At 68.1% G+C, this 18,720-nt stretch carries 16 protein-coding genes, 2 tRNA genes and 2 pseudogenes; 11 read left to right on the forward strand and 9 right to left on the reverse strand.

The window, feature by feature from the left end:
• Together MJ797_RS21520 and MJ797_RS21525 are read left to right on the forward strand one after the other, a co-directional pair.
• Positions 1-2,110 (forward strand): tetratricopeptide repeat protein (locus MJ797_RS21520; RefSeq protein ID WP_239340160.1); only part of this gene is annotated, 2,110 nt, incomplete at its 5' end.
• 344 nt (positions 2,111-2,454) lie between these two features.
• Positions 2,455-3,345 carry an alpha/beta hydrolase gene (locus tag MJ797_RS21525; RefSeq protein ID WP_239340162.1) on the forward strand — a complete coding sequence of 297 codons (891 nt, stop codon included), beginning with the start codon at positions 2,455-2,457 and terminating at the stop codon, positions 3,343-3,345.
• A gap of 40 nt (positions 3,346-3,385) precedes the next feature.
• Here the strand turns inward: MJ797_RS21525 and MJ797_RS21530 are convergent, their stop codons facing one another.
• On the reverse strand, positions 3,386-3,643 hold the full coding sequence (locus tag MJ797_RS21530; protein WP_239310359.1) for a hypothetical protein: 258 nt from the start codon (positions 3,641-3,643) through the stop codon (positions 3,386-3,388).
• Between the two features lie 107 nt (positions 3,644-3,750).
• On the opposite strand from MJ797_RS21530, the gene MJ797_RS21535 reads away from it, so the two are divergent.
• From MJ797_RS21535 to MJ797_RS21545, 3 genes are all read left to right on the forward strand, one after another.
• Positions 3,751-4,527 carry a fumarylacetoacetate hydrolase family protein gene (locus MJ797_RS21535; RefSeq protein WP_239310358.1) on the forward strand — a complete coding sequence of 259 codons (777 nt, stop codon included), beginning with the start codon at positions 3,751-3,753 and terminating at the stop codon, positions 4,525-4,527.
• Between the two features lie 142 nt (positions 4,528-4,669).
• Positions 4,670-4,741: transfer RNA gene (locus tag MJ797_RS21540), tRNA-Gln, on the forward strand.
• Between the two features lie 51 nt (positions 4,742-4,792).
• Positions 4,793-4,865 (forward strand) — tRNA-Glu (locus MJ797_RS21545).
• Between the two features lie 233 nt (positions 4,866-5,098).
• Here MJ797_RS21545 and MJ797_RS21550 read toward each other — a convergent pair.
• From MJ797_RS21550 to MJ797_RS21565, 4 genes and pseudogenes are all read right to left on the reverse strand, one after another.
• Positions 5,099-5,292: pseudogene (locus MJ797_RS21550) on the reverse strand (IS5/IS1182 family transposase); the annotation flags it as partial.
• 55 nt (positions 5,293-5,347) lie between these two features.
• Positions 5,348-5,686 (reverse strand): hypothetical protein, encoded by a 339-nt coding sequence (locus MJ797_RS21555; RefSeq protein ID WP_239340164.1) that lies wholly within the window; start codon positions 5,684-5,686, stop codon positions 5,348-5,350.
• Positions 5,683-6,291: a Panacea domain-containing protein gene (locus tag MJ797_RS21560; protein ID WP_239340167.1), complete on the reverse strand. Its 609-nt coding sequence runs from the start codon at positions 6,289-6,291 to the stop codon at positions 5,683-5,685. Before MJ797_RS21560 ends, MJ797_RS21555 begins: the two co-directional genes overlap by 4 nt.
• 569 nt (positions 6,292-6,860) lie before the next feature.
• Positions 6,861-7,154, reverse strand: coding sequence for a hypothetical protein (locus MJ797_RS21565; protein ID WP_239340170.1), 294 nt, complete (start codon positions 7,152-7,154; stop codon positions 6,861-6,863).
• Between the two features lie 200 nt (positions 7,155-7,354).
• Here MJ797_RS21565 and MJ797_RS21570 point away from each other — a divergent pair, with 200 nt between their 5' ends.
• Positions 7,355-8,986, forward strand: coding sequence for a HAMP domain-containing sensor histidine kinase (locus MJ797_RS21570; protein WP_239340173.1), 1,632 nt, complete (start codon positions 7,355-7,357; stop codon positions 8,984-8,986).
• On the opposite strand, the gene MJ797_RS21575 is transcribed toward MJ797_RS21570, so the two are convergent.
• Positions 8,987-9,466 carry a PASTA domain-containing protein gene (locus MJ797_RS21575; protein WP_239340176.1) on the reverse strand — a complete coding sequence of 160 codons (480 nt, stop codon included), beginning with the start codon at positions 9,464-9,466 and terminating at the stop codon, positions 8,987-8,989.
• A gap of 514 nt (positions 9,467-9,980) precedes the next feature.
• Between MJ797_RS21575 and MJ797_RS27605 the strand changes: the two genes are divergently transcribed.
• On the forward strand, positions 9,981-10,112 hold the full coding sequence (locus tag MJ797_RS27605) for a hypothetical protein (protein ID WP_374582745.1): 132 nt from the start codon (positions 9,981-9,983) through the stop codon (positions 10,110-10,112).
• Between the two features lie 321 nt (positions 10,113-10,433).
• On the forward strand, positions 10,434-11,696 hold the full coding sequence (locus MJ797_RS21585; RefSeq protein WP_239340182.1) for a hypothetical protein: 1,263 nt from the start codon (positions 10,434-10,436) through the stop codon (positions 11,694-11,696).
• 176 nt (positions 11,697-11,872) lie between these two features.
• Here the strand turns inward: MJ797_RS21585 and MJ797_RS21590 are convergent, their stop codons facing one another.
• Entirely contained in the window at positions 11,873-12,625 is a 753-nt protein-coding gene (locus MJ797_RS21590) for an IclR family transcriptional regulator (RefSeq protein WP_239340185.1), read from the reverse strand.
• A gap of 150 nt (positions 12,626-12,775) precedes the next feature.
• Between MJ797_RS21590 and leuC the strand changes: the two genes are divergently transcribed.
• From leuC to MJ797_RS21605, 3 genes are all read left to right on the forward strand, one after another.
• The gene (gene leuC / locus MJ797_RS21595; RefSeq protein ID WP_239340188.1) at positions 12,776-14,173 is read left to right on the forward strand and encodes a 3-isopropylmalate dehydratase large subunit; all 1,398 of its coding nucleotides are present in this window, start codon (positions 12,776-12,778) and stop codon (positions 14,171-14,173) included.
• An 81-nt stretch (positions 14,174-14,254) separates the two neighbouring features.
• The gene (gene leuD / locus MJ797_RS21600) at positions 14,255-14,842 is read left to right on the forward strand and encodes a 3-isopropylmalate dehydratase small subunit (protein ID WP_239340189.1); all 588 of its coding nucleotides are present in this window, start codon (positions 14,255-14,257) and stop codon (positions 14,840-14,842) included.
• 280 nt (positions 14,843-15,122) lie between these two features.
• Entirely contained in the window at positions 15,123-15,407 is a 285-nt protein-coding gene (locus MJ797_RS21605) for an HU family DNA-binding protein (protein WP_239310351.1), read from the forward strand.
• A gap of 267 nt (positions 15,408-15,674) precedes the next feature.
• Here MJ797_RS21605 and MJ797_RS21610 read toward each other — a convergent pair whose 3' ends face one another.
• Together MJ797_RS21610 and MJ797_RS21615 are read right to left on the reverse strand one after the other, a co-directional pair.
• Positions 15,675-17,885, reverse strand: a complete 2,211-nt coding sequence (locus MJ797_RS21610) for an RNA degradosome polyphosphate kinase (RefSeq protein WP_239340190.1) — start codon at positions 17,883-17,885, stop codon at positions 15,675-15,677.
• A gap of 542 nt (positions 17,886-18,427) precedes the next feature.
• A pseudogene (locus MJ797_RS21615) lies at positions 18,428-18,720 on the reverse strand (2-phospho-L-lactate guanylyltransferase); the annotation flags it as partial.

The following is an 18,720-nucleotide window of genomic DNA, read 5'->3' on the forward strand; positions in this document are numbered from 1 at the left end:
GGCCACCGGCCGGCTCGCGGCTCCCGAGTACGCCACCGCGACGCTGATTGCCGCGGCCGGCGACCCGCCGCTGCTCGACGCCGCTGCTGACTGGCAGCCGCTGGCCCGCCCGTTCGCCGCGCCGGCCGGTGGCAGCGTCCGTGAGCTGGCCATGGGTGACCTGGTCGGGCGGCGCCGGGAGGTCCGCACCGCGCTCGCGGTGTTGCGGGGTGGCCCGGCCGCGGTGGAGCGCTGGGGCGCGGTTGCCGGCGTGGTGCTGACCGGGCCCGGCGGGATCGGCAAGACCGCGGTGGCCGGGCGGGTAATGGCCCGGCTGCGGGCTGACGGCTGGGCGGTGGCGGTGCACGTCGGCCGGTGGAACCCGCCGTCGCTGATCGCCGCGACCGCGCAGGCGCTCCGCGGCATCCCGGTCCCGGAGTTGGTCGAGGCACGGAGCGCCCTCACCGACTCCCGTCACGAGGAGACGGACAAGATCGCGCGGATTCGGGAATTACTGGGCGAGCACCGCCTGCTGCTGCTGTTCGACGACTTCGAGCAGAACCTGACCGAGGATGGTCGACGCTTCGCCGACCCGGGCTTCGCCGAGGTGTTCGCCGATCTGGCCCGTGCCGGTGGCCCTGGCAGTCCGAGTGGCGCCGGCCGTCTGCTCGTGACGTGCCGATACCCCCTGCCGTACCGTACCGTGCCGTTTCATCGAGTGGATGTCGGACCTCTCAGCGGCTCCGAGCTAGGTCGCCTGCTGCTCCGGCTGCCGAGCCTGCGGGCGCTGGGTGACGATGACCGGCGTACGTTGACCCGGACGATCGGCGGTCATCCACGGCTGCTGGAGTTCGTCGACACCCTGCTGCGCAACGGCGCGGCGAACCTGCTGGAGGTCACCGAGAAGATCGGCGATCTGGCCGACACGCTCGGCATCGACCTGCATGAGGATCGCACCTTCGACGAGGCGGTGGACGACGCCCTGTTGCTCGGTAGCCGGGACATCGTCCTGGAGCTGCTGCTCGCGACCGTGACGGCGGACGAGCGTGCACTTCTCCTGCAGGCGGCGGTGTCCAGCGCCCCGATGTCGGTCGACGATCTCGCGTTCGCTTGGAAGGGTGCCGAGCCCGACAGGGCACGACACCGGGCCGTCGCCGCGGCCGTCCGGCGGCTCGCGGACCGGACGCTGCTGCTGCGCCTCGACGGCGATGTGCTCGTCCACCCTTGGATCGCCCACTGGCTGGCCGACGTCGAACCCGAGACGCGGACGGAGCGACACGGCAGAGCCGAGCGGATGCGGCTGGCTCGGCTTGAGGCGGGGCGCGCCGACTTCGCGGATCTGGTCGAGGTGGCCCGCCACCTCGCCGCCCAGGAGCGCTTCGACGATGTCGTCGCCCAGACACTGACCTTCACCGGCATGCTCGCGGGGGAGTCGTCGGTCGCCGCGCTGCTGGGCGAGGTCGGGCCGATGGTGCCCGCCGACAGCCGGGGGTTCCTTGAGCTTGTCGAGCGGGAGCTCACCGCGCTGTTGAACACCGGCAGTACCGCGGCGGCCCGGGATCGCGGCAGCGCGATGGTTGCCTCCGCCCGGCGGTTGGCGGAGGCTGACCCCACCAACAGCCAGGCCCAACGCGACCTGTCGATCTCCTACGAACGGCTTGCGGATGTTGCGATCGCTGTTGGTGATACCGGTCGTGCTCAGCAGCTGTTCACCGACGGTCTCACCATCGCCCGGCGGTTGGCGGAGGCTGACCCCACCAACAGCCAGGCCCAACGCGACCTGTCGATCTCCTACAACAAGCTTGCGGATCTTGCCGTGAGATCGGGAGATGCTGATAAGGCTCGTGGGTATTACGAACAAGATCTGGCGATTGCCCTGCGCCTGGCCGAAGCCGATCCGGTGAACGCCGGTAAGCAACGGGACGTCATGATTTCACTTCGCCAGCTTGGTGGGCTTCTCTCTGGCATGGGCGAACACGAGCGTGGCCAGGTGATGCTGAGCGAGGCGGTGGAGATCGCACGGCGCATCGGTATCGATCTCGATGTCGACCCTTCGTGGAACGTGAACCATAACGATCGGTCGGGCCGCCGTCGACGGCGTTGGCCGTTCGGGCGACGTGGCGAACAATGATCAGCATGACGGCCGGGCGGATACGGACGCCCGGTGCGGCCACGCCTGAGAACGGCGGCGGCCCTCCGGCTCGGCCCTGTCGGGGGGCTGAGGCATCCATCGCATAATTCGAACATATGTTCATGATAGCCGCTTGGGGTGACATTTCCACCCCGTCCAGCGACCATAAAGTAGGGGCTCTTCCCGGAGGCGACCGGTTGACGCTGGAAGATCCAGAGTGCTTCTGTTGGCCCAGCGGGTCGATTCAGCGGGCATCAGATGACAGACGCCTCTTTGCAGGGAACACTCATTCGCGGTGGAAGTGCTGGTCAAGGCCTGTTTCGCCCCGGATATGAGGAGTCGTGGTGGATCCCGAGCTCGCCACCGTGGTGTCGTTGCCGCCGAAAGTGACATGTGAGGATTGGGCGGTCCCCGGCCCACTGGGGTCGCCTGATGTCACGGTCCACATCTACCGGCCGAACGAGTCCGGTGAGCCGTGGCCGGCCATGCTGTGGATCAACGGTGGTGGCATCGATGGCGACGGTTGCGCCGGGGGCGACGCGGGGACGACGCATCCAAGCGCGGCGTGGATCTGTGCCGAAGCCAAGGTCATAGTGGTGTCACCGGAGTATCGGCTGGCTCCGGAGAACCCGTTCCCGGCGGGGCTTGAGGACTGCTACGCCACCCTGCGGTGGCTGGTTGAGCACGCGGAGGTCCTCGGTGTCGACCGTGACAGGGTAGCCGTCGGCGGCGCGAGCGCCGGCGGAGGGCTCGCGGCAGGGCTCGCGTTGCTCGCCCGGGACCGCGGCGGCCCGTCCCTGTGCTACCAGCTCCTGGCAGCGCCCGAACTGGACGACCGGCTGGCCACTCCATCCATGATTGATTTTACTGACACGCCCTTGTGGAGCCGGCCGAACGCCGTGCGGAACTGGCGGCGTTACCTGGGCCGTTCCGGTGACGCCGCGTTCGGTGACGACGTGTCGCCGTACGCGGCGCCGGCCCGAGCCACCGACCTCGTCGGCCTGCCCCCCGCGTACGTCTCGGCCGCCGAGTTCGACCCGCTGCGCGACGAGGGGATCGACTACGCCCTGGCGCTGCTGCGGGCGGGCGTCTCGGTCGAGCTGCACCAGTTCCCGGGGACGTTCCACGGGGCGAGCCTGGAGCGTTCCGCGGCCGTCTTCAAGCGCCAGGCGCGGGAGATCCATGACGTCCTGCGCCGTGCGCTGTACCCCGCTCCGCAGCCCGCGCAAATTTGATCTTATTTTTTCAGGGCGTTACGGTGGGTGCCGCGTGCCGTCAGTCCGCCGGGATCTCCTCCCACCACTGACACCACCAGTCGCCGCCGACCAGGATGCGCAGCTTCGGGTGCCAGCAGTAGGTGATGTCCCTGTCGGTGTCGAGGTAGTACAGACAGTTGTCGCACCGTTCGCTGCCGTTGGGCTTGCCGCGCAGGATCGCGTCCTCGGCGAGATGGCCGAGCTGCACGCTCAGCTCCTCGTCGATGGGCTTCGGTTCCGGCGCGCCGACATCGTAGACGGGTGTGGTCTCGCTCACCTGGCTCCTCTCGGGCTGAGATCTCAGAACGCGCGGAAAGCCTATCCACGAGGTCCGTGACGTGCGCTGGGGCACATGTGACCGGAGGTTGCCTGTAACGTCAACGGGTGCGTATCGCCAGGTTCACCGACGGGACGGAACCGGCCTTCGGGGTGGTGGAGGGAGAGGTGGAGCGGGGCGAGGCCACGGTGGCCACGATCACCCCCCATCCCTTCGGCGCGTTCAGCTTCACCGGCGCGCGGCACCCGCTCGGCGGCGTGCGGTTACTCGCGCCGGTGCTTCCCAGCAAGGTGCTGTGTGTCGGCAAGAACTACGCCGATCATGTCCGGGAGATGGGCGATACCGCCCCGGCGAACCCGCTGCTTTTCCTGAAACCGTCGACGAGCGTGATCGGTCCGGGCGACCCGATCGTGCTTCCTCCTGACAGCGATCATGTCGACTACGAGGGTGAGCTCGCGATCGTCATCGGGCGGCTGTGCCGGGACGTCCCGGTGGCGCGGGCGCTGGAGGTCGTGCTCGGTTACACCTGTGCCAACGACGTCAGCGCACGCGACCAGCAGCGGGCCGACGGCCAGTGGACCCGGGCCAAGGGGCACGACACCTTCTGCCCGGTCGGGCCGTGGATCGAGACCGATCTCGACCCGTCCGACGTGGCTGTCCGCACGACTCTCGACGGCGAGCTCCGGCAGGACGCCCGGACGAAGTCGCTGCTGCACGATGTCGCGTCGCTCATCGCGTACATGTCCGCGGCGATGACCCTGCTGCCCGGTGACCTCCTGCTGACCGGAACGCCGGCCGGGGTGGGCCCGATGAGCCCCGGGCAGACCGTGGCCGTCACGCTGGAGGGGATCGGCACCCTCACCAACCCGGTCACCTCCCGCTGATCCAGATTTTTGATCATATCCGGGCCTGCCGGTGACCTGCCTGCGGGTGGCTCGCGGCAGGTCACCGGCAGGTCACCGGCAGGTCGCAGCCGGCCTCCCCAGCCGGATGCGGTACAGTAGGGCTCGCCCGCAAGGGCGACCTTGGGGTATGGGGTAATTGGCAGCCCAACGGATTCTGGTTCCGTTAGTCTAGGTTCGAGTCCTGGTACCCCAGCGTCAGGCTTTCTGCGCTGCGAAGTACAGTGTGTCTGAAGTAAGAACAGCTGGCCCCGTCGTCTAGTGGCCTAGGACGCCGCCCTCTCAAGGCGGTAGCGCCGGTTCGAATCCGGTCGGGGCTACAAGGCAAGACCACTGGTAAAGGGCTGGTGACCTGGGCAGACCAGGGCACCAGCCCTTCGTCGTCTGTCCGGTCATGCCCGGTTGGTACCGGCGGGCTCCGGCGGGTCCGCGCCGAAGTGGCGCCGCAGGCCCTGGATGAACGTCCAGCGCCGACCACTCTCAGCTACCGCCTCGCCGTTACGTGAGCTGAGCGCGCGGCCTGCGTCGCGCTAGGGCGCGTATCGAATTGTGATCAATTGGTGGTTCGCGTGAGTTTCTTGATCCAAATCATCGAGGCGCGAAGATGGAGACCAACGGGATAGCTGTGTGGGGTCTTGCCGTAGCGGGTGGCGATACCCGCCATGCCTTTATCTTGTTGATCAGACGCTCGACGGTGTTCCGTTCCTTGCACAGGCCGGCGTCGTGACGGACGGGCCGGCTGCCCCGCGGCAGGGCGCTTTCTGGGCATTGATCCGCGCGATCGAAGATCCGTCAGGCACGCCTAGTCGTCGGGGTCGTCGAAGGTATCCCAGTAATCCCGATCTTCCTCAAAGGCGGTAATCTCGATCACCGGACCGGTGCGCCTGCTGACCAAGGCGGCGTAGAAGACGATCGGCCCGAACGTCCAATGCGGCCCAAGAATTACCAGCCGGACGGCTCCGCCCATCTCTGACGGCAGCTTGTCCCAGTTTGTAGCGAAGGCGAACTTCGCTGACCGCACCGGTACCCGCATAAAGTCATGGAAGGTGGGACCCGAGTACCTCGTGTTCCGCTGGTCGGGGTACGCGGCCTGAGCAGCGGCCAAGAACTCGGGACCGTAGGTGACCTCGTACCTGGTCACTGAGCCAAGCGCCCTTGGCGGGCGTACTCCTCGCCAATCTGGCGCAACCGGGCCATCATCCGGGGGGACGGCTGCGGCTGATCGTGCGGCAGCAGAGCAGACACGTACGGGATGTCCTCGCCCTCGTTGACGAGCTGCCATCCGGGCTCGCGGTGGGACCGCTCACTAGCGTCCGTGTTGGTGTGACCGCGAAGAAGGTTGACGGCGTCTTGGACAGCCTTCAGCTCGGTCGCGCTGAACAGCTCGCGGCGGGCGGGCCGAGTTGGATGAAGGCGATGCTGTTCGTAGCCGAGGACCCGCTCTCTGACGAGCTGTGCATCACCGGCATCTATCAAGCGCTTGCGGATCGTCGTGAGGTGTCGCGGTGCCGGGCCTCGCTCCAGCTTGCGGTAGCGGACGCCCGTAATGGGACGACCGGTCTCACGGACGTGGGCGAACTCGGCGAAATACAAGACCTTGTTGGCCTTGGTCGCCCCGCCGTACGGGTCGTCAGCCAGCTCCTCCGCGACCAAGAGAAGCAGCTCGGCGAATTTGGCCTCATCTGGTTGGGCGTCAAGATCGGCGTGCTGGAGGCTGTCACTGATACTCCGCTCATGCTCATCCATGGCGTGGCCTCCCTCCCTGTTGGCTCGCAACCGTACCGGCCCGATATCCGAGCATTGCACCGGGATGTGACCGCCGGAAGCATCCGCGTGCGTGTCGATTCTAGTCGAACCACTGTTCGGAGTTGAGCCGCTGGCCTGGAACACAGCGTGGCCTCCTGAATCCCGCACCTGTCGCACCAAGGGGGCACCTAACAGCCAACTATCGCATTGGGTGACCGACCGTGTGGAAAACTCAGGTTAGTGTGACCCCGATCACGGCAAGTGTCTCGAAGTGGCCCCGAAGTCCCGAGGCGGCGTGTGCCCGGTCAGCGCAAAGGGTCCCAGGATCAACAGCCCCTGGGACCCTTTGCGCTGTTCGTGGCGCGACTGGCGGTACTGCCGGTTGCTCCTATCGGCCCGCGGTCATTAAGAGCGCCCGGCAATAGGAGAGTGGATCAAGGAGCGGGGCTGGGGCGCGTGCATCGCGAGGCGGCGGAGAGAGTCACCCTGGTGGTGGGCGCCGACTGACGACAACGCGGCCGGGTGGGATGCGGGGAGCCGTGAGCCGGACAGTCCTGTTCTCGGGCGCTCTAAACGACCGTCAGCCGAGGCATCGACGCGGGGTGACGCGCCATGGCGCACTCCCGGCACCCGCAGGAGCTCGGGTCGTGTCCGTGCACGATTCCGGCTGGCTGGTCATTGGTGGTGACAAGCCGCAGCCGCGGGCCGTTGGTCGCGGCCGCTTCGTCCGCGCGGACGCCTGGCTCGACGACAGGCGCGAAGGCGGCGGCTGCACCGGCACAGGCTGTGCTGGCACAGGCCGGGCCGGCGGGGGAGGCGGCGACGGCGGTCAAGGGGGTCGCGGTCAGGGTCACGGGGGGCACGGTGTCCTCCTCCTGGGTGGCCGTCCGAAGGCCACCATGCGGACCATACGGTGCCGAAGCGGCCGCCTGTGGCGCCATGCCTCGTTGAGCCTGTTACCGGCTGGTAAAGATGGTCTAGTCATGGGTGGGCCTGCTTGCCATGTCACACCATCCTTGCCGGCCATGGTGCGCCTGGCGTCGATCGGTAGAGGATGACCCGGATGTCCTCCGTGGCCCCTGTTCCCGACCGGGCGCGGCGTCGCCATGGCAGTGCGCGCGCCGGCCGGCTCCGTCGTGCCGAGCGGACGTCACCCGGCCATCGACCCGTCGCTGACCTCATCCTTCCCGCCGAGAAGCTCAGCGGGCGGACCTGGGGCTGGATGCCGCATGGGCGCGGCCTGCCCACCGAGGACTGGGTCGCCCGCCACCGGCTGCTGGTCTGGCTCCTCGCCGTCCATCTGCCGATCATCGTCGGCTGCGCCGCGTACGGGGAGTTCGGCGTCTGGCAGGGGCTGCTGTCGGCCTGCCCGGCGGCGCTGCTGCTCGGCGCGGCCGTCCTGCCGGGTGTGCGCCGCCTGCGCGCACTCGCTACCAGCCTCGGCCTGCTGTGCAGCTCCGTGGTGCTGGTCCACATCCTGCGGGGACAGCCCGAACTGCACTTCCACTTCTTCGTGGTCGTGGCGCTGATAGCCCTCTATGAGGATTGGGCGGTCTACCTGCTGGCAATCGCGTTCGTCTTCCTCGCCAACGGCGCCGTTGGCGACCAGGTCATCTCCTACCGCCACGCGGGCTCCCCATGGACCTTCGCCGCGATCAGTGCCGCGTTCATCTGTGCGCTGGCGGGCGCCCAGGTGATCTTCTGGTACTTCAGCGAGCAGTCCCGCCGTCGGGTCGAGCACTATCGGGCGCAGCTCTACGAGGGCCAGCAGAGCCTGATGGCCCGCCTCGAAGAGACCGACCGTATCCGCAGCGATCTTGTCGCTACGGTCTCGCACGAGTTCCGGACGCCGCTGACCGGCATCCGCGGCACTCTGCTCACGATCAAAAGGCGGCGCGACCGGATGTCCGCGGCACAGCTCGACGACATGCTTGACTCGGCCGTCACCTACTCCGACCGGCTGTCCCGGTTGCTGGAGAACATGCTCACCGCGGCAACCGCCACCGGTAACGGTACCGAGGAGAACACGGTCGCGGATCTTCCCGAGGTCGTGAACGAGGTGCTCGCGACACTGGCCTATTCGCCGGCCACCGCGGCGAACGTCAGCGTCGACCTACCGCCCCGGCTGCCCGTGCGAATGGCCCGCCAGGCATTGCACCAGGTGGTCGCCAACCTCGTCGACAACGCCCTGGTGCACTCGTGGCCCGGAGCGCCCGTCCGGCTCATCGCCGGCCGGGTCGGCGACGAGGTGGTGCTGCGGGTCCGCAATCCTGGCCCCGATCTTGACCCGGCCACGATCCGGCAGCTTTTCGAGCCGTTCACACAGCGGGACGGGACAGCGACCCGGGAGACCGACGGCGCCGGTATGGGCTTGTACGTGGTCCGGCGGCTGGTCGAGGTCCACGGCGGACGACTGCGCATGACCTCCGAGGACGGGGAGATCATCGTTGAGGTCGACATGGTGGCCGCGGCGCCCCGGCCGTCCGCTGCCGTGTCCCAGCCCGCACCGAGCGATCAGGCGGGTTTCAACGGTCGGGCGGCGGCACTCGGTGGTGCTGGCGGCGGCCGGACGATGCTGGACAGCCCGCCCCCGCCGTTGCCCGTGCCGCGCGCCCTGGACGGGGACGCACGACAGGGACTTCGGACCGCGCGGGTCTGGCCGAGCCGGTCACTACCGATCGATCGTTCCATTTGATCAACAGCTGGTTTTTTGTAGTCTGAGAGTCACAAATTGTTTCATGCTGTAGCTGGTGTCCTCGGGCGGCGACTGGATGACCACGGTGGCGGCATTGATCGATTGCAGGCACTCGTAGGAGTACGAGATGTTGGTGAATCCGGTCTGCCGCAGCGTGTTGGTGGCGTCACGTAACATCATTCCCACGACCATGGGCACGGTCGCGCAATCGGCGGCCTGCAGCTTGAGGCTCACCGGAGAGGTCATGGTGATCCGGCTGCCTGGGGACGGCTCCTGGCTCACCACGTTGTCGATGTTGGGTGACCGGTAGCAGTCATACCGGTATGGGATGTTGGTGAAGCCGGCCTTGCGCAGTGCTGTGGAGGCGTCGGCCAGCAGCATGTTGCGCACGTCCGGCAGTGGCATCGTCGGCGGGTCCGCTGGGGAAGGGGGCTCGGCCACAGCGATGGAACCGGCTGCTGCCGTCACCGAGGCGGCCACCGAAACCGTCACCGCGGCGCTCGGCGCAGATCGCTGCCCGACGGGCCGCTGCCCGGCGGGGGCACGGCCATCCTGGCTGAGGCCGGTGGCGAGCAGCCATGAGCCGAGGCCCATGAGCATCATCGCCGCGACACCCGCCGCCAGCAGTCCGCCGCCGCGTCTTGTCCGTGTGCCGCGCCCGAGCGGTTCGCGCAGGACATACCGGGAACCCAGCCTCCGCAATTCGGCCTCCGTGTCGCCCGTATTTCCCCTTATCGGGCGTATATCCGCTGATTAAGCGGACTTTATGTCGTGCCCGCGGCCGCACGGCTGGGCAGGGCCGGTTTCCGGCACTATAGGTGAACGGAACGTGATGACGGATACCCGCCGCATCCTTGTAGCGCAGCAAACGAGGTACTCTGCGTCACCCGTCACGTGATGGAGAGGAACACGTGTCCTTAGGTGACAGTGATCACAACGCTGACGGCCAGTTGAGTCCCGGGGGCCGCTTGGCGTCCGGCTGGCCCGCCACCTGCTGGAACTCGCGCACCGGCACCGGCACGGGCAGGCCCAGCCCGGCGGTGGTGCCGCCATCACGCTGCGGCTGACCCGCCATGATCTTGCGGCGGCGATCGGTGTGTCCGGGAGCCGGTCGGCCGCGATCTGAAAGATCCCCGCTCCTGTGGAGTGATCAAAAAAGGGGCAGGATGATCGTCTTTGTGGAGGCTGACGTGTTGCGTGCGTTCTCCTATGGAGACACAATGTCTCGCCAAATGTGACGGATGACGTCGAACGGGCACCAGCGGACCACTACGACGGTCAGGGACGACGGCTACGGCAGGCGACAGGCGGCGAAGCCGCTCGCACCATCGTGGCCTGCGCCCACTGCCGATCAGATACCGATCTGATGGCGCGAGCTTCACATCGAGAATCCGCCATTGATGAGGGCCGTGTCCACCGATACGGCCCTGAAGGAGGGCCGTCCCACATGCCGGACGCACCTGTATCGCGCCGCATCATGGTGGCTGACATCGAAAGCTGGAGTTCCCGCGACAGCCACACGCAGAAGAACCTGCGGCAACGGTTGCGTGAGGTGCTCAACCTGGCGTTCGCCGAGTCGGGACTGCCGTGGCGGGAATGGGCTGACGCCGTGGTCAGCGTGGCTGACCGCGGCGACGGGCTGCTGATTGTGATCCCGCCCAACGTGCCCATCGTCCGGCTGCTCGATCCATTCGTCGACCGGCTCGAGGTGGCGCTGCGGCATGATCGAAGGCTGCACAGCGAACCAGCGCGGATGCGGTTGCGGCTGGCGATCCACGACGGCGAGGTGCTGGCCGAGAGTTCCGGTTGGGCTGGCCATGACGTGATCGAGGCATGCCGCTTGGTCGAGGCCGAGCCCCTGCGGCAGGCGCTGCGCGACGAACCCGAGGCCAATGTGGCCGTCATCGTCTCCGAACGGGTGCACCGCGGGGCCGTCCGCGACGGCTACGGGAGCATCCGGCCCGAGACGTTCACCGAGGTCGACGTCGTGGTCAAGACGTTCCGGTCCCGTGCCTGGATCCATCTTCCCGGAATCACAGCCTCCCGGCCGGCGACCGCCGCCCGGGAGAAGCCACCGACAAATGAAGTATGGCGGTTCTACGCCTTCGTGGCCACCGGTGTGATCGCCATCGTATCCATTGTCGCGGCGGTAATTCTTGTCCCTGCCCAAGGCGAGAGCTCGGCGGCAACGGTCCCCAACGCAGCTGGGAACAGGGCCACCGCCCCGGTCGCAGGCCCTGCTACGCAGGCTGCCTTCCACCGTCCTGCGCCACCCTCCCTGCCGGCCAGTAGCAGGACTGACACGCTGCCCCCGGAGCCAGGCCCCGTGGCCACCATGACGAGTCCCGGTCCTCCACGCCGGCCCACCGCCTCGCCGCCAGCGCCTGTAACCACACCGCAGTTGTTCGGCCCCTCCCAAGCAAATGTTGGGCAGTCCTTCCATCTCAGCGGCACCGGCTGGCTGCCATGCCAGGAGAACACCCAGATCAGTTTGGTCTTCGATCACGCGGTCATCTCCCAGCGGGCCACGCTCGACGCCAGCGGCGCCTTCGACCAGCTCATCACGGTCCGAGCCGATGGCGGAATCGGCAGAGACAACTCACCGCGTTACATCTATTTGACTCCGGGGCAGCACAAGATCCAGGCGAAGGCGATCGACGGACAGAACTGTACCCGGGAAAGACCCATCATCACCCTCACGATCACCTGATCGCGGTAGAGACCGTACTTTCGGGCAGCTCCCCGGATGTCGGAGACGGGATGTTTCACGCGGGCGGGTGGTAGCTCTCGGTTCGAGAGGCAGTTCATCTGCCTTTCCGCCCTGGGCCACGCCGCGCGCAGACCTGGCGACAGCCGTGATCTTTCCGCTCCGCGCGAAGGTACGGCTCATGATGACGGCTGGGCGGATTTCTGCTGTAGGCGCGCGGTCAACAGCTCGGCGGCGGTAACGATGGCGGTGCCGTGGCGGCGGCCGGGGGAGCGGGTCAGGCGCTCGACCGGGCCGGACAACGACAGCGCCGCGACCACCTTGCCGCCGTCACGGACCGGCGCTGACACCGACGCGAGTCCTGGTTCGCGCTCGCCGACACTCTCGGCCCAGCCATGCCGTCGCACCCGTTCCAGCACGGACGCGTCAAATGCCGCCGCGCCGGGAAGGAGCGCACCAACGGGAAGGGCGCTCGCGTCGGCGCCGGTGCCATCGGTGAAGGCAAGCAGCACCTGTGCTCCCGATCCGGCGGTCATCGGCAGCGTGGACCCCACGGGGACGGTGTCACGCAGGCCGCTGGCGCGTTCGGCCGCGGCCACGCACACCCGTACGTCTCGGCGCCGCACGTAGAGCTGGCTGCTCTCGCCGGTGGCGTCGCGCAGCTCCGCCAGGACCGGGGTGGCCGCGTCCACCAGCGCCCAGGGCAGCGGCAGCGCGCCACCAGCGGCCAGCCGCGGGCCGGGAACGAAGCGGCCGTGCGGGTCCCGCCCGACCAGCCTGTGCACCTCGAGCGCGGCGGCGAGCCGGTGCGCGGTCGCCCGGCTGAGCCCGGTCCGGGTGACCAGTTCCCCGAGGGACACCGGGCCCGCCTCCACCGCGCTCAGCACGGCGGCAGCCTTGTCAAGAACACCGACTCCGCTAAGCTGTTCCACAGGCTGATATTGCCATCTCAGATAGTGGGAAGCACGGTATTCGGGATGGTCGCAATCAGTGATCTACATCGCAGTGTTCACCATCGCAACGTTCACCGCCCGGCTGCCACTGCCGGGCGGATCCGAGGAAGCCACCTGAAGGAGTGGGCCATGGGGCGCACACTCGCGGAGAAGGTCTGGGACACCCACGTCGTCCGGCGTGCCGACAACGAGCCCGACCTGCTCTACATCGACCTGCACCTCGTGCACGAGGTGACCAGCCCACAGGCCTTCGAGGCGCTCCGGCTCGCCGGCCGGAGCATCCGCCGGCCGGAGCTGACTCTCGCGACCGAGGACCACAACGTCCCGACCACCGACACGCTGCGCCCGATCGCGGACCCGGTGTCGGCGGCCCAGGTCGAGGCCCTGCGCAAGAACTGCGCCGACTTCGGTGTCCGGCTGTACCCGATGAACGACCCGGGCCAGGGAATCGTCCACGTGGTCGGTCCGCAGCTGGGGCTCACCCAGCCGGGTATGACGATCGTCTGTGGAGACAGCCACACAGCTACCCACGGCGCGTTCGGTGCGCTCGCCTTCGGTATCGGCACGAGCCAGGTCGAGCACGTGCTGGCCACCCAGACGCTGCCGCAGCATCCGCCGAAGACCATGGCGGTCACGGTGGACGGGCCGCTGCCCGCCGGGGTCACCGCCAAGGACCTGATTCTCGCGATCATCGCTCGGATCGGCACCGGCGGCGGCCAGGGGCATGTGATCGAATACCGTGGTGAGGCCGTCCGCGGGCTGTCCATGGAAGGCCGTATGACGGTCTGCAACATGTCCATCGAGGCGGGCGCGCGTGCTGGCATGATCGCTCCCGACGAGGTGACCTTCGCCCATCTTCGGGGCCGCCCGCACGCCCCGGTGGGAGCGGCCTGGGACGCCGCGCTCGCCTACTGGCGGACCCTGGCCACCGATGATGATGCGCTGTTCGACCGCGAGGTGGTGCTCGACGCGACCGGGCTGAGCCCGTTCGTCACCTGGGGCACCAACCCCGGGCAGGGCGCGCCGCTGTCGGCCAGGGTTCCCGCCCCGGCCGACTACGCCGATCCGGCTGCCCGCGCCTCGGCCGAGCGGGCACTGGCCTACATGGCGCTCACCCCCGGCACCCCCCTGCGTGACATCACCATCGACACGGTGTTCATCGGGTCCTGCACGAACGGCCGCATCGAGGACCTGCGGGCCGCCGCGGACGTCCTGCGCGGCCGCCGGGTGGCTGACGGACTGCGGGCGCTGGTGGTCCCCGGTTCGATGGTGGTGAAGGCGCAAGCCGAGGCCGAGGGGCTGGACGAGGTCTTCCGCGCGGCGGGAGCGCAGTGGCGCAGCGCGGGCTGCTCGATGTGCCTGGGAATGAACCCGGACACCCTGCGGCCCGGCGAGCGCAGCGCGTCCACGTCCAACCGCAACTTCGAAGGACGCCAAGGCCCCGGCGGGCGCACTCACCTGGTCTCGCCCGCCGTCGCCGCCGCGACCGCCGTCACCGGGCGGCTGACCGCGCCCGCGGACCTCTGACCCCCGAGAGCCCCGAGCCCCGTCAGGGCCCGGACCCAGCATGTGGGCCCTTGACCCCTCACGATGAAGGGAGCGCATCCCATGGAGGCATTCACCACGCACACCGGTCGAGCGGTGCCGCTGCGGCGCAGCGACGTCGACACCGACCAGATCATCCCCAGCGACTGGCTCAAGCGCATCGAGCGTACCGGGTTCGGTGCCGGCCTGTTCTCGCAGTGGCGGGCCGATCCGGACTTCGTCCTGAACGACCCGGCGTACATCGGCGCGACGATCCTGCTCGCCGGCCCGGACTTCGGCACCGGGTCGTCCCGCGAGCACGCCGTGTGGGCACTACAGGACTACGGCTTCAAAGTCGTGATTTCGGCCCGCTTCGCGGACATCTTCCACGGCAATGCGCTTGGTAACGGTCTGCTACCAGTTGGACTGCCAGCGGTGACGATCGAGGCGCTCGCCGATCAGGTCGAGGCCGATCCTGGCGTCCAGATCACCGTTGACCTGGCCGCGCGTGAGGTGCGGGCACCCGGGCTCGTCGCGGGTTTTGAGATCGACGACTTCACCCGCTGGCGCCTTATGGAGGGGCTGGACGACGTCGGCCTGACCTTGCGGCGACAGGAGGGTATCGCCGCCTTTGAGGCCGCCCGCCCTGGGTGGCTGCCGGTGACTTCGTAGCGGGCTCCGGATCGGTCTCCGGCGGTGCGGATTGAAATGATCAATACACTGCGGGAGTGGTGATGGTTACTGAATGTTACATTCATGGCTGATCGTGGGATCGTCCACCATCCTCCCGGTGCCGCCAGATGATCTAGAAGAGTCGTTGACGTGCGGGTTTGTGTTGCGCGACACGCGCAGGGGAATTGCCCTAACCGGTGGACATGCCTACGGTGCAGCGCAGTGTGATGCCCGATCTGCTCCCTAACCCCGCGCCCGCGGGGGGCGTCCGGAGGTTGTTGTGAACAAGTCCCAGTTGGTTGATCGTATCGCCCAACAGATCGAGGGCGGGCGATCGAACGCGACCAAAGCCGTCGATGCCGTGTTCGAGGCAATTCAGGAAGCCGTGTCCGCTGGTGAGAAGGTCACCATCACCGGGTTCGGCGTCTTCGAGCGTGTCGAGCGGGCCGCCCGTACCGGCCGCAACCCGGCCACGGGAGAGCCGGTACAGGTCGCGGCCTCGGTCGTGCCGAAGTTCAGGCCGGGTTCGGAGTTCAAGGCCAGCGTGTCCGCGAGCGAGGAGTAAGAGCGCCCGGGGATAGGGCGTTCGATCGGTGAGCGGCTCATCCGCGCCCGGTCCGGCAAGGCGGAGGAGGAAGGCGTCCTGGTGGTGGGCGCCGACCGACGACAACGCGGCCGGGCGGGACGCGGGGAGCCGTGAGCCGGACAGTCCTCTAAGTAACTCGCAGGCGGGTGCCGACCGTGGGTCCGCCAGGGCACTCACGGTCGGCGCGGTGCTGGCGCGGTGCTGGCGCGGTGCTGGCGCGGTGCTGGCCGTCGGCACGTGTGCCGGTCAGTTGTGCGCCAGGCGTAGGGACGGGCTCATCAGGTCGGTCTGGTAGTCCGACAGCGGTTCGCCGTCCGGGCTGGTCGACTGTCGATACCAGGTCCCGTCCGGCCGCAGGATCCAGGCTGCCACGCTTTCGGAGAAGGCGTGGTCGAGCATGGCCCGGAGCGGTTGCTGAAACGGCCGCCCCACCCGCACCAGCGCCTCGATACGACGGTCGAGGTTGCGGTGCATCATGTCCGCGCTGCCGATCCAGCACTCCTGGAGCGAGGTGAACTCCAGGACCCGGCTGTGCTCCAGGAACCGGCCCAGGATCGATCGGACGTGGACTGTTTCGGACAGGCCCGGGATGCCGGGCCGTAGCCCACAGATCCCACGGACGAAGCACTTCACCGGCACACCGTCGCGTGACGCCCGGTAGAGCGCATCGATGATCTCTTCGTCGACAAGGCTGTTGACTTTGATGCGGATCCCGGACGGCTGGCCCTGGCGGGCCGCCTCGGCTTCCCGCTCGATACGTTCGATGATGCCGTCCCGCATGTGCTGGGGCGCCACCAGCAGCGAGCGGTACTCGGTCTGGCGGCTGTAGCCGGTCAGCACGTTGAACAGGTCGGTGAGGTCGGCGCCGACGTCGGGGTCGGCGGTGAGCAGGCCGAGGTCCTCGTACAGCCGTGCCGTCTTCGGGTTGTAGTTGCCGGTACCGACGTGGCAGTACCGGCGCAGCCCACCGCGTTCCTGACGGACCACCAGACAGGTCTTGCAGTGTGTTTTCAGGCCGATCAGTCCGTACACGACATGACAGCCGGCCCTCTCCAGCTCTCGTGCCCACCGGATGTTCGCGGTCTCGTCGAATCTGGCCTTGATCTCCACCAGGACGACGACCTGTTTGCCTGCCTCGGCCGCGCTGACCAGCGCGTCGACGATGGGGGAGTCACCCGACGTCCGGTAGAGCGTCTGCTTGATCGCAAGGACATGCGGGTCGGCCGCGGCCTGTTCGATGAAGCGCTGTACCGAGGTGGTGAACGAGTCGTAGGGATGGTGGATGAGCACGTCACCCTCACGCAGCGCCGCGAAGAAATCGGTCTGCTCTCCCTCGGACGCGGCGAGCCGTGGGTGGGTCCGCCGCACGTGTGGGATGTCTTTCAGCTCGGGACGGTCGAGGTCGTAGAGCGCCCACAGGACCGACAGGTCGATGAGCCCGTGAACCCGCATGACCTCGCGGTTGGTGACCTCCAGCTCCCGCATGAGCAGGTCCAGCAGGTCGTCGTCGATGTCGTCGGCGACCTCAAGACGTACGGCCGGGCCGAACCGCCTGCGCGCCAGCTCGCGCTCGAGCGCCTGTAGCAGGTCCTCGGCCTCGTCCTCCTCGACTTCGAGATCGGCGTTGCGCGTCACCCGGAACAGGTGCGCGTCCACCACCTCCATACCGGGGAAGAGCTGCGAGAGGTGGGCGGCGATCACCTCTTCCAGCGGGATGAAGCAGACCGTGTGGTCGTCGGGCTCCGCCCCTCGCGGGCCGAGATGCCTGCCGCTGTGCGGCGCGCTGTCCGGGGCGACGCGGATCAGCCGCGGTACGTTCTGCGGGACCTTCACCCGCGCGAACCGCTCGTTGTCCCCGCCTGGGCTGCGTACCGTGACCGCGAGGTTGAGCGACAACCCGCTGATGTAGGGGAACGGGTGGGCCGGGTCGACCGCGAGCGGGGTCAGCACGGGGAAGACCTGCTCGTTGAAGTACCGGTGCAGGCGGTCCTTCTGGACCTCGGTCAGATCGTTCCACAGCCGGGTCGTGATGCCGGTCTCCGCCAGCGCGGGTGCCACCACCTCGCTGAAGCACCGGGAGTGACGTTCGTAGAGCTCGGCCGCTGACGTGCTGATCAGCTCGAGCTGTTCGCGGGAGGTGAGGCCGTCAGCGGAGAGCGCGGCGAGGCGGGTCGCTTCGCGGCGCATCAGGCCCGCGACCCGGACCATGTAGAACTCGTCCAGGTTGCTGGCGAAGATGGCCAGAAACTTGGCCCGCTCGAGCAGCGGGGTGGCCGGATCCTCGGCGAGTGCCAACACGCGGGCGTTGAAGTCCAACCAGGACTTCTCCCGGTTGATGAAACGGTCGTTGGGAAGGTCGGACGGGATCGGCGGCCGGGGTGCTTCCAGTGGCTCAAGCAGTGCGCTCCGTGGTTTGCGCTGCGGCTGTTCGGATCGGTTCACCACCAGCTCGGTCATGCCCTCGATGGTGCCAGTCTCCGGTCATGGAGGCAGATGTGAGCAGCGACAGGGACCCGTACGACACGTCCGGGCGACCTGTCGGTGAACATCACGTGTAACGGTCACGAAATGCGTCTGGATGGATGCCGCAGCATGGCGGAAACATCCGGACAGCCGGTGCGTGTGAATCTCGAGCCAGCGGGCATTGTGGCGAGGTTGGTTACTCACCGTATCCGGCGGCGGTTCAGCCACGCCTGCGGCGCTCCGGCCCGGCAGCCGGTGCACAGGCTCGTCATGGTTCCGCCGTACAGGCATGGCGATCAGGTATTACAGACGTATCACCGCACTGTGTCGGAGTCGGCGGGCATAGCTGCCTGGGAGCGCACCGTTGGTGGCGTACCGGACGCGATGGTGAGACGCGACACGGTCGTACCACGGCTCACCCGGGACGTGTCCGATGCGGGCGCCGCGCACACCCGCATCGAGCCGGCTCAGCCCGCCGGGGGCTCCAGCTGGCCTGGGCACGGGCGGACCGGGCCCGGCCAAGAAGCGGTCCGGTTTCACGGTTTCAGGACGTCGTGTGTCCGCGGGCCGACGCCGAGGCTCATTGCTTCCCGCAGGTCCGCAAGCGTGTCCACATCACGTCGCAGACCGGGTACGGAGCGGCCGAGCGGCCCGGTCAGATCCCGGGCTCCTGAACTGATGTGCGCCGCCCGGCTTGCCGGGCCGAAGCGGGGCGCGAGCGGCGTTCCGGGCGCGGCGGCGAGCATGACCGTACCGGTGCCGTCCGCATCCGCGACCATGGCCCGACCGCGGGCCGGCGCGGCCAGCAGCGCCGCCCGCAGCTCGGCCG

It is taken from the genome of Protofrankia sp. CiP3 (assembly GCF_917627345.1).
Lineage (GTDB): Bacteria > Actinomycetota > Actinomycetes > Frankiales > Frankiaceae > Protofrankia.

Excerpts from the sequence above, each read along its gene's own strand:
- leuD (WP_239340189.1), top strand. The coding sequence starts at position 14,255 with ATGGAGGCATTCACCACGCACACCGGTCGAGCGGTGCCGCTGCGGCGC.
- MJ797_RS21570 (WP_239340173.1), top strand. The coding sequence starts at position 7,355 with ATGTCCTCCGTGGCCCCTGTTCCCGACCGGGCGCGGCGTCGCCATGGC.
- MJ797_RS21610 (WP_239340190.1), bottom strand. The coding sequence starts at position 17,885 with ATGACCGAGCTGGTGGTGAACCGATCCGAACAGCCGCAGCGCAAACCA.
- MJ797_RS21585 (WP_239340182.1), top strand. The coding sequence starts at position 10,434 with ATGCCGGACGCACCTGTATCGCGCCGCATCATGGTGGCTGACATCGAA.
- leuC (WP_239340188.1), top strand. The coding sequence starts at position 12,776 with ATGGGGCGCACACTCGCGGAGAAGGTCTGGGACACCCACGTCGTCCGG.
- MJ797_RS21560 (WP_239340167.1), bottom strand. The coding sequence starts at position 6,291 with ATGGATGAGCATGAGCGGAGTATCAGTGACAGCCTCCAGCACGCCGAT.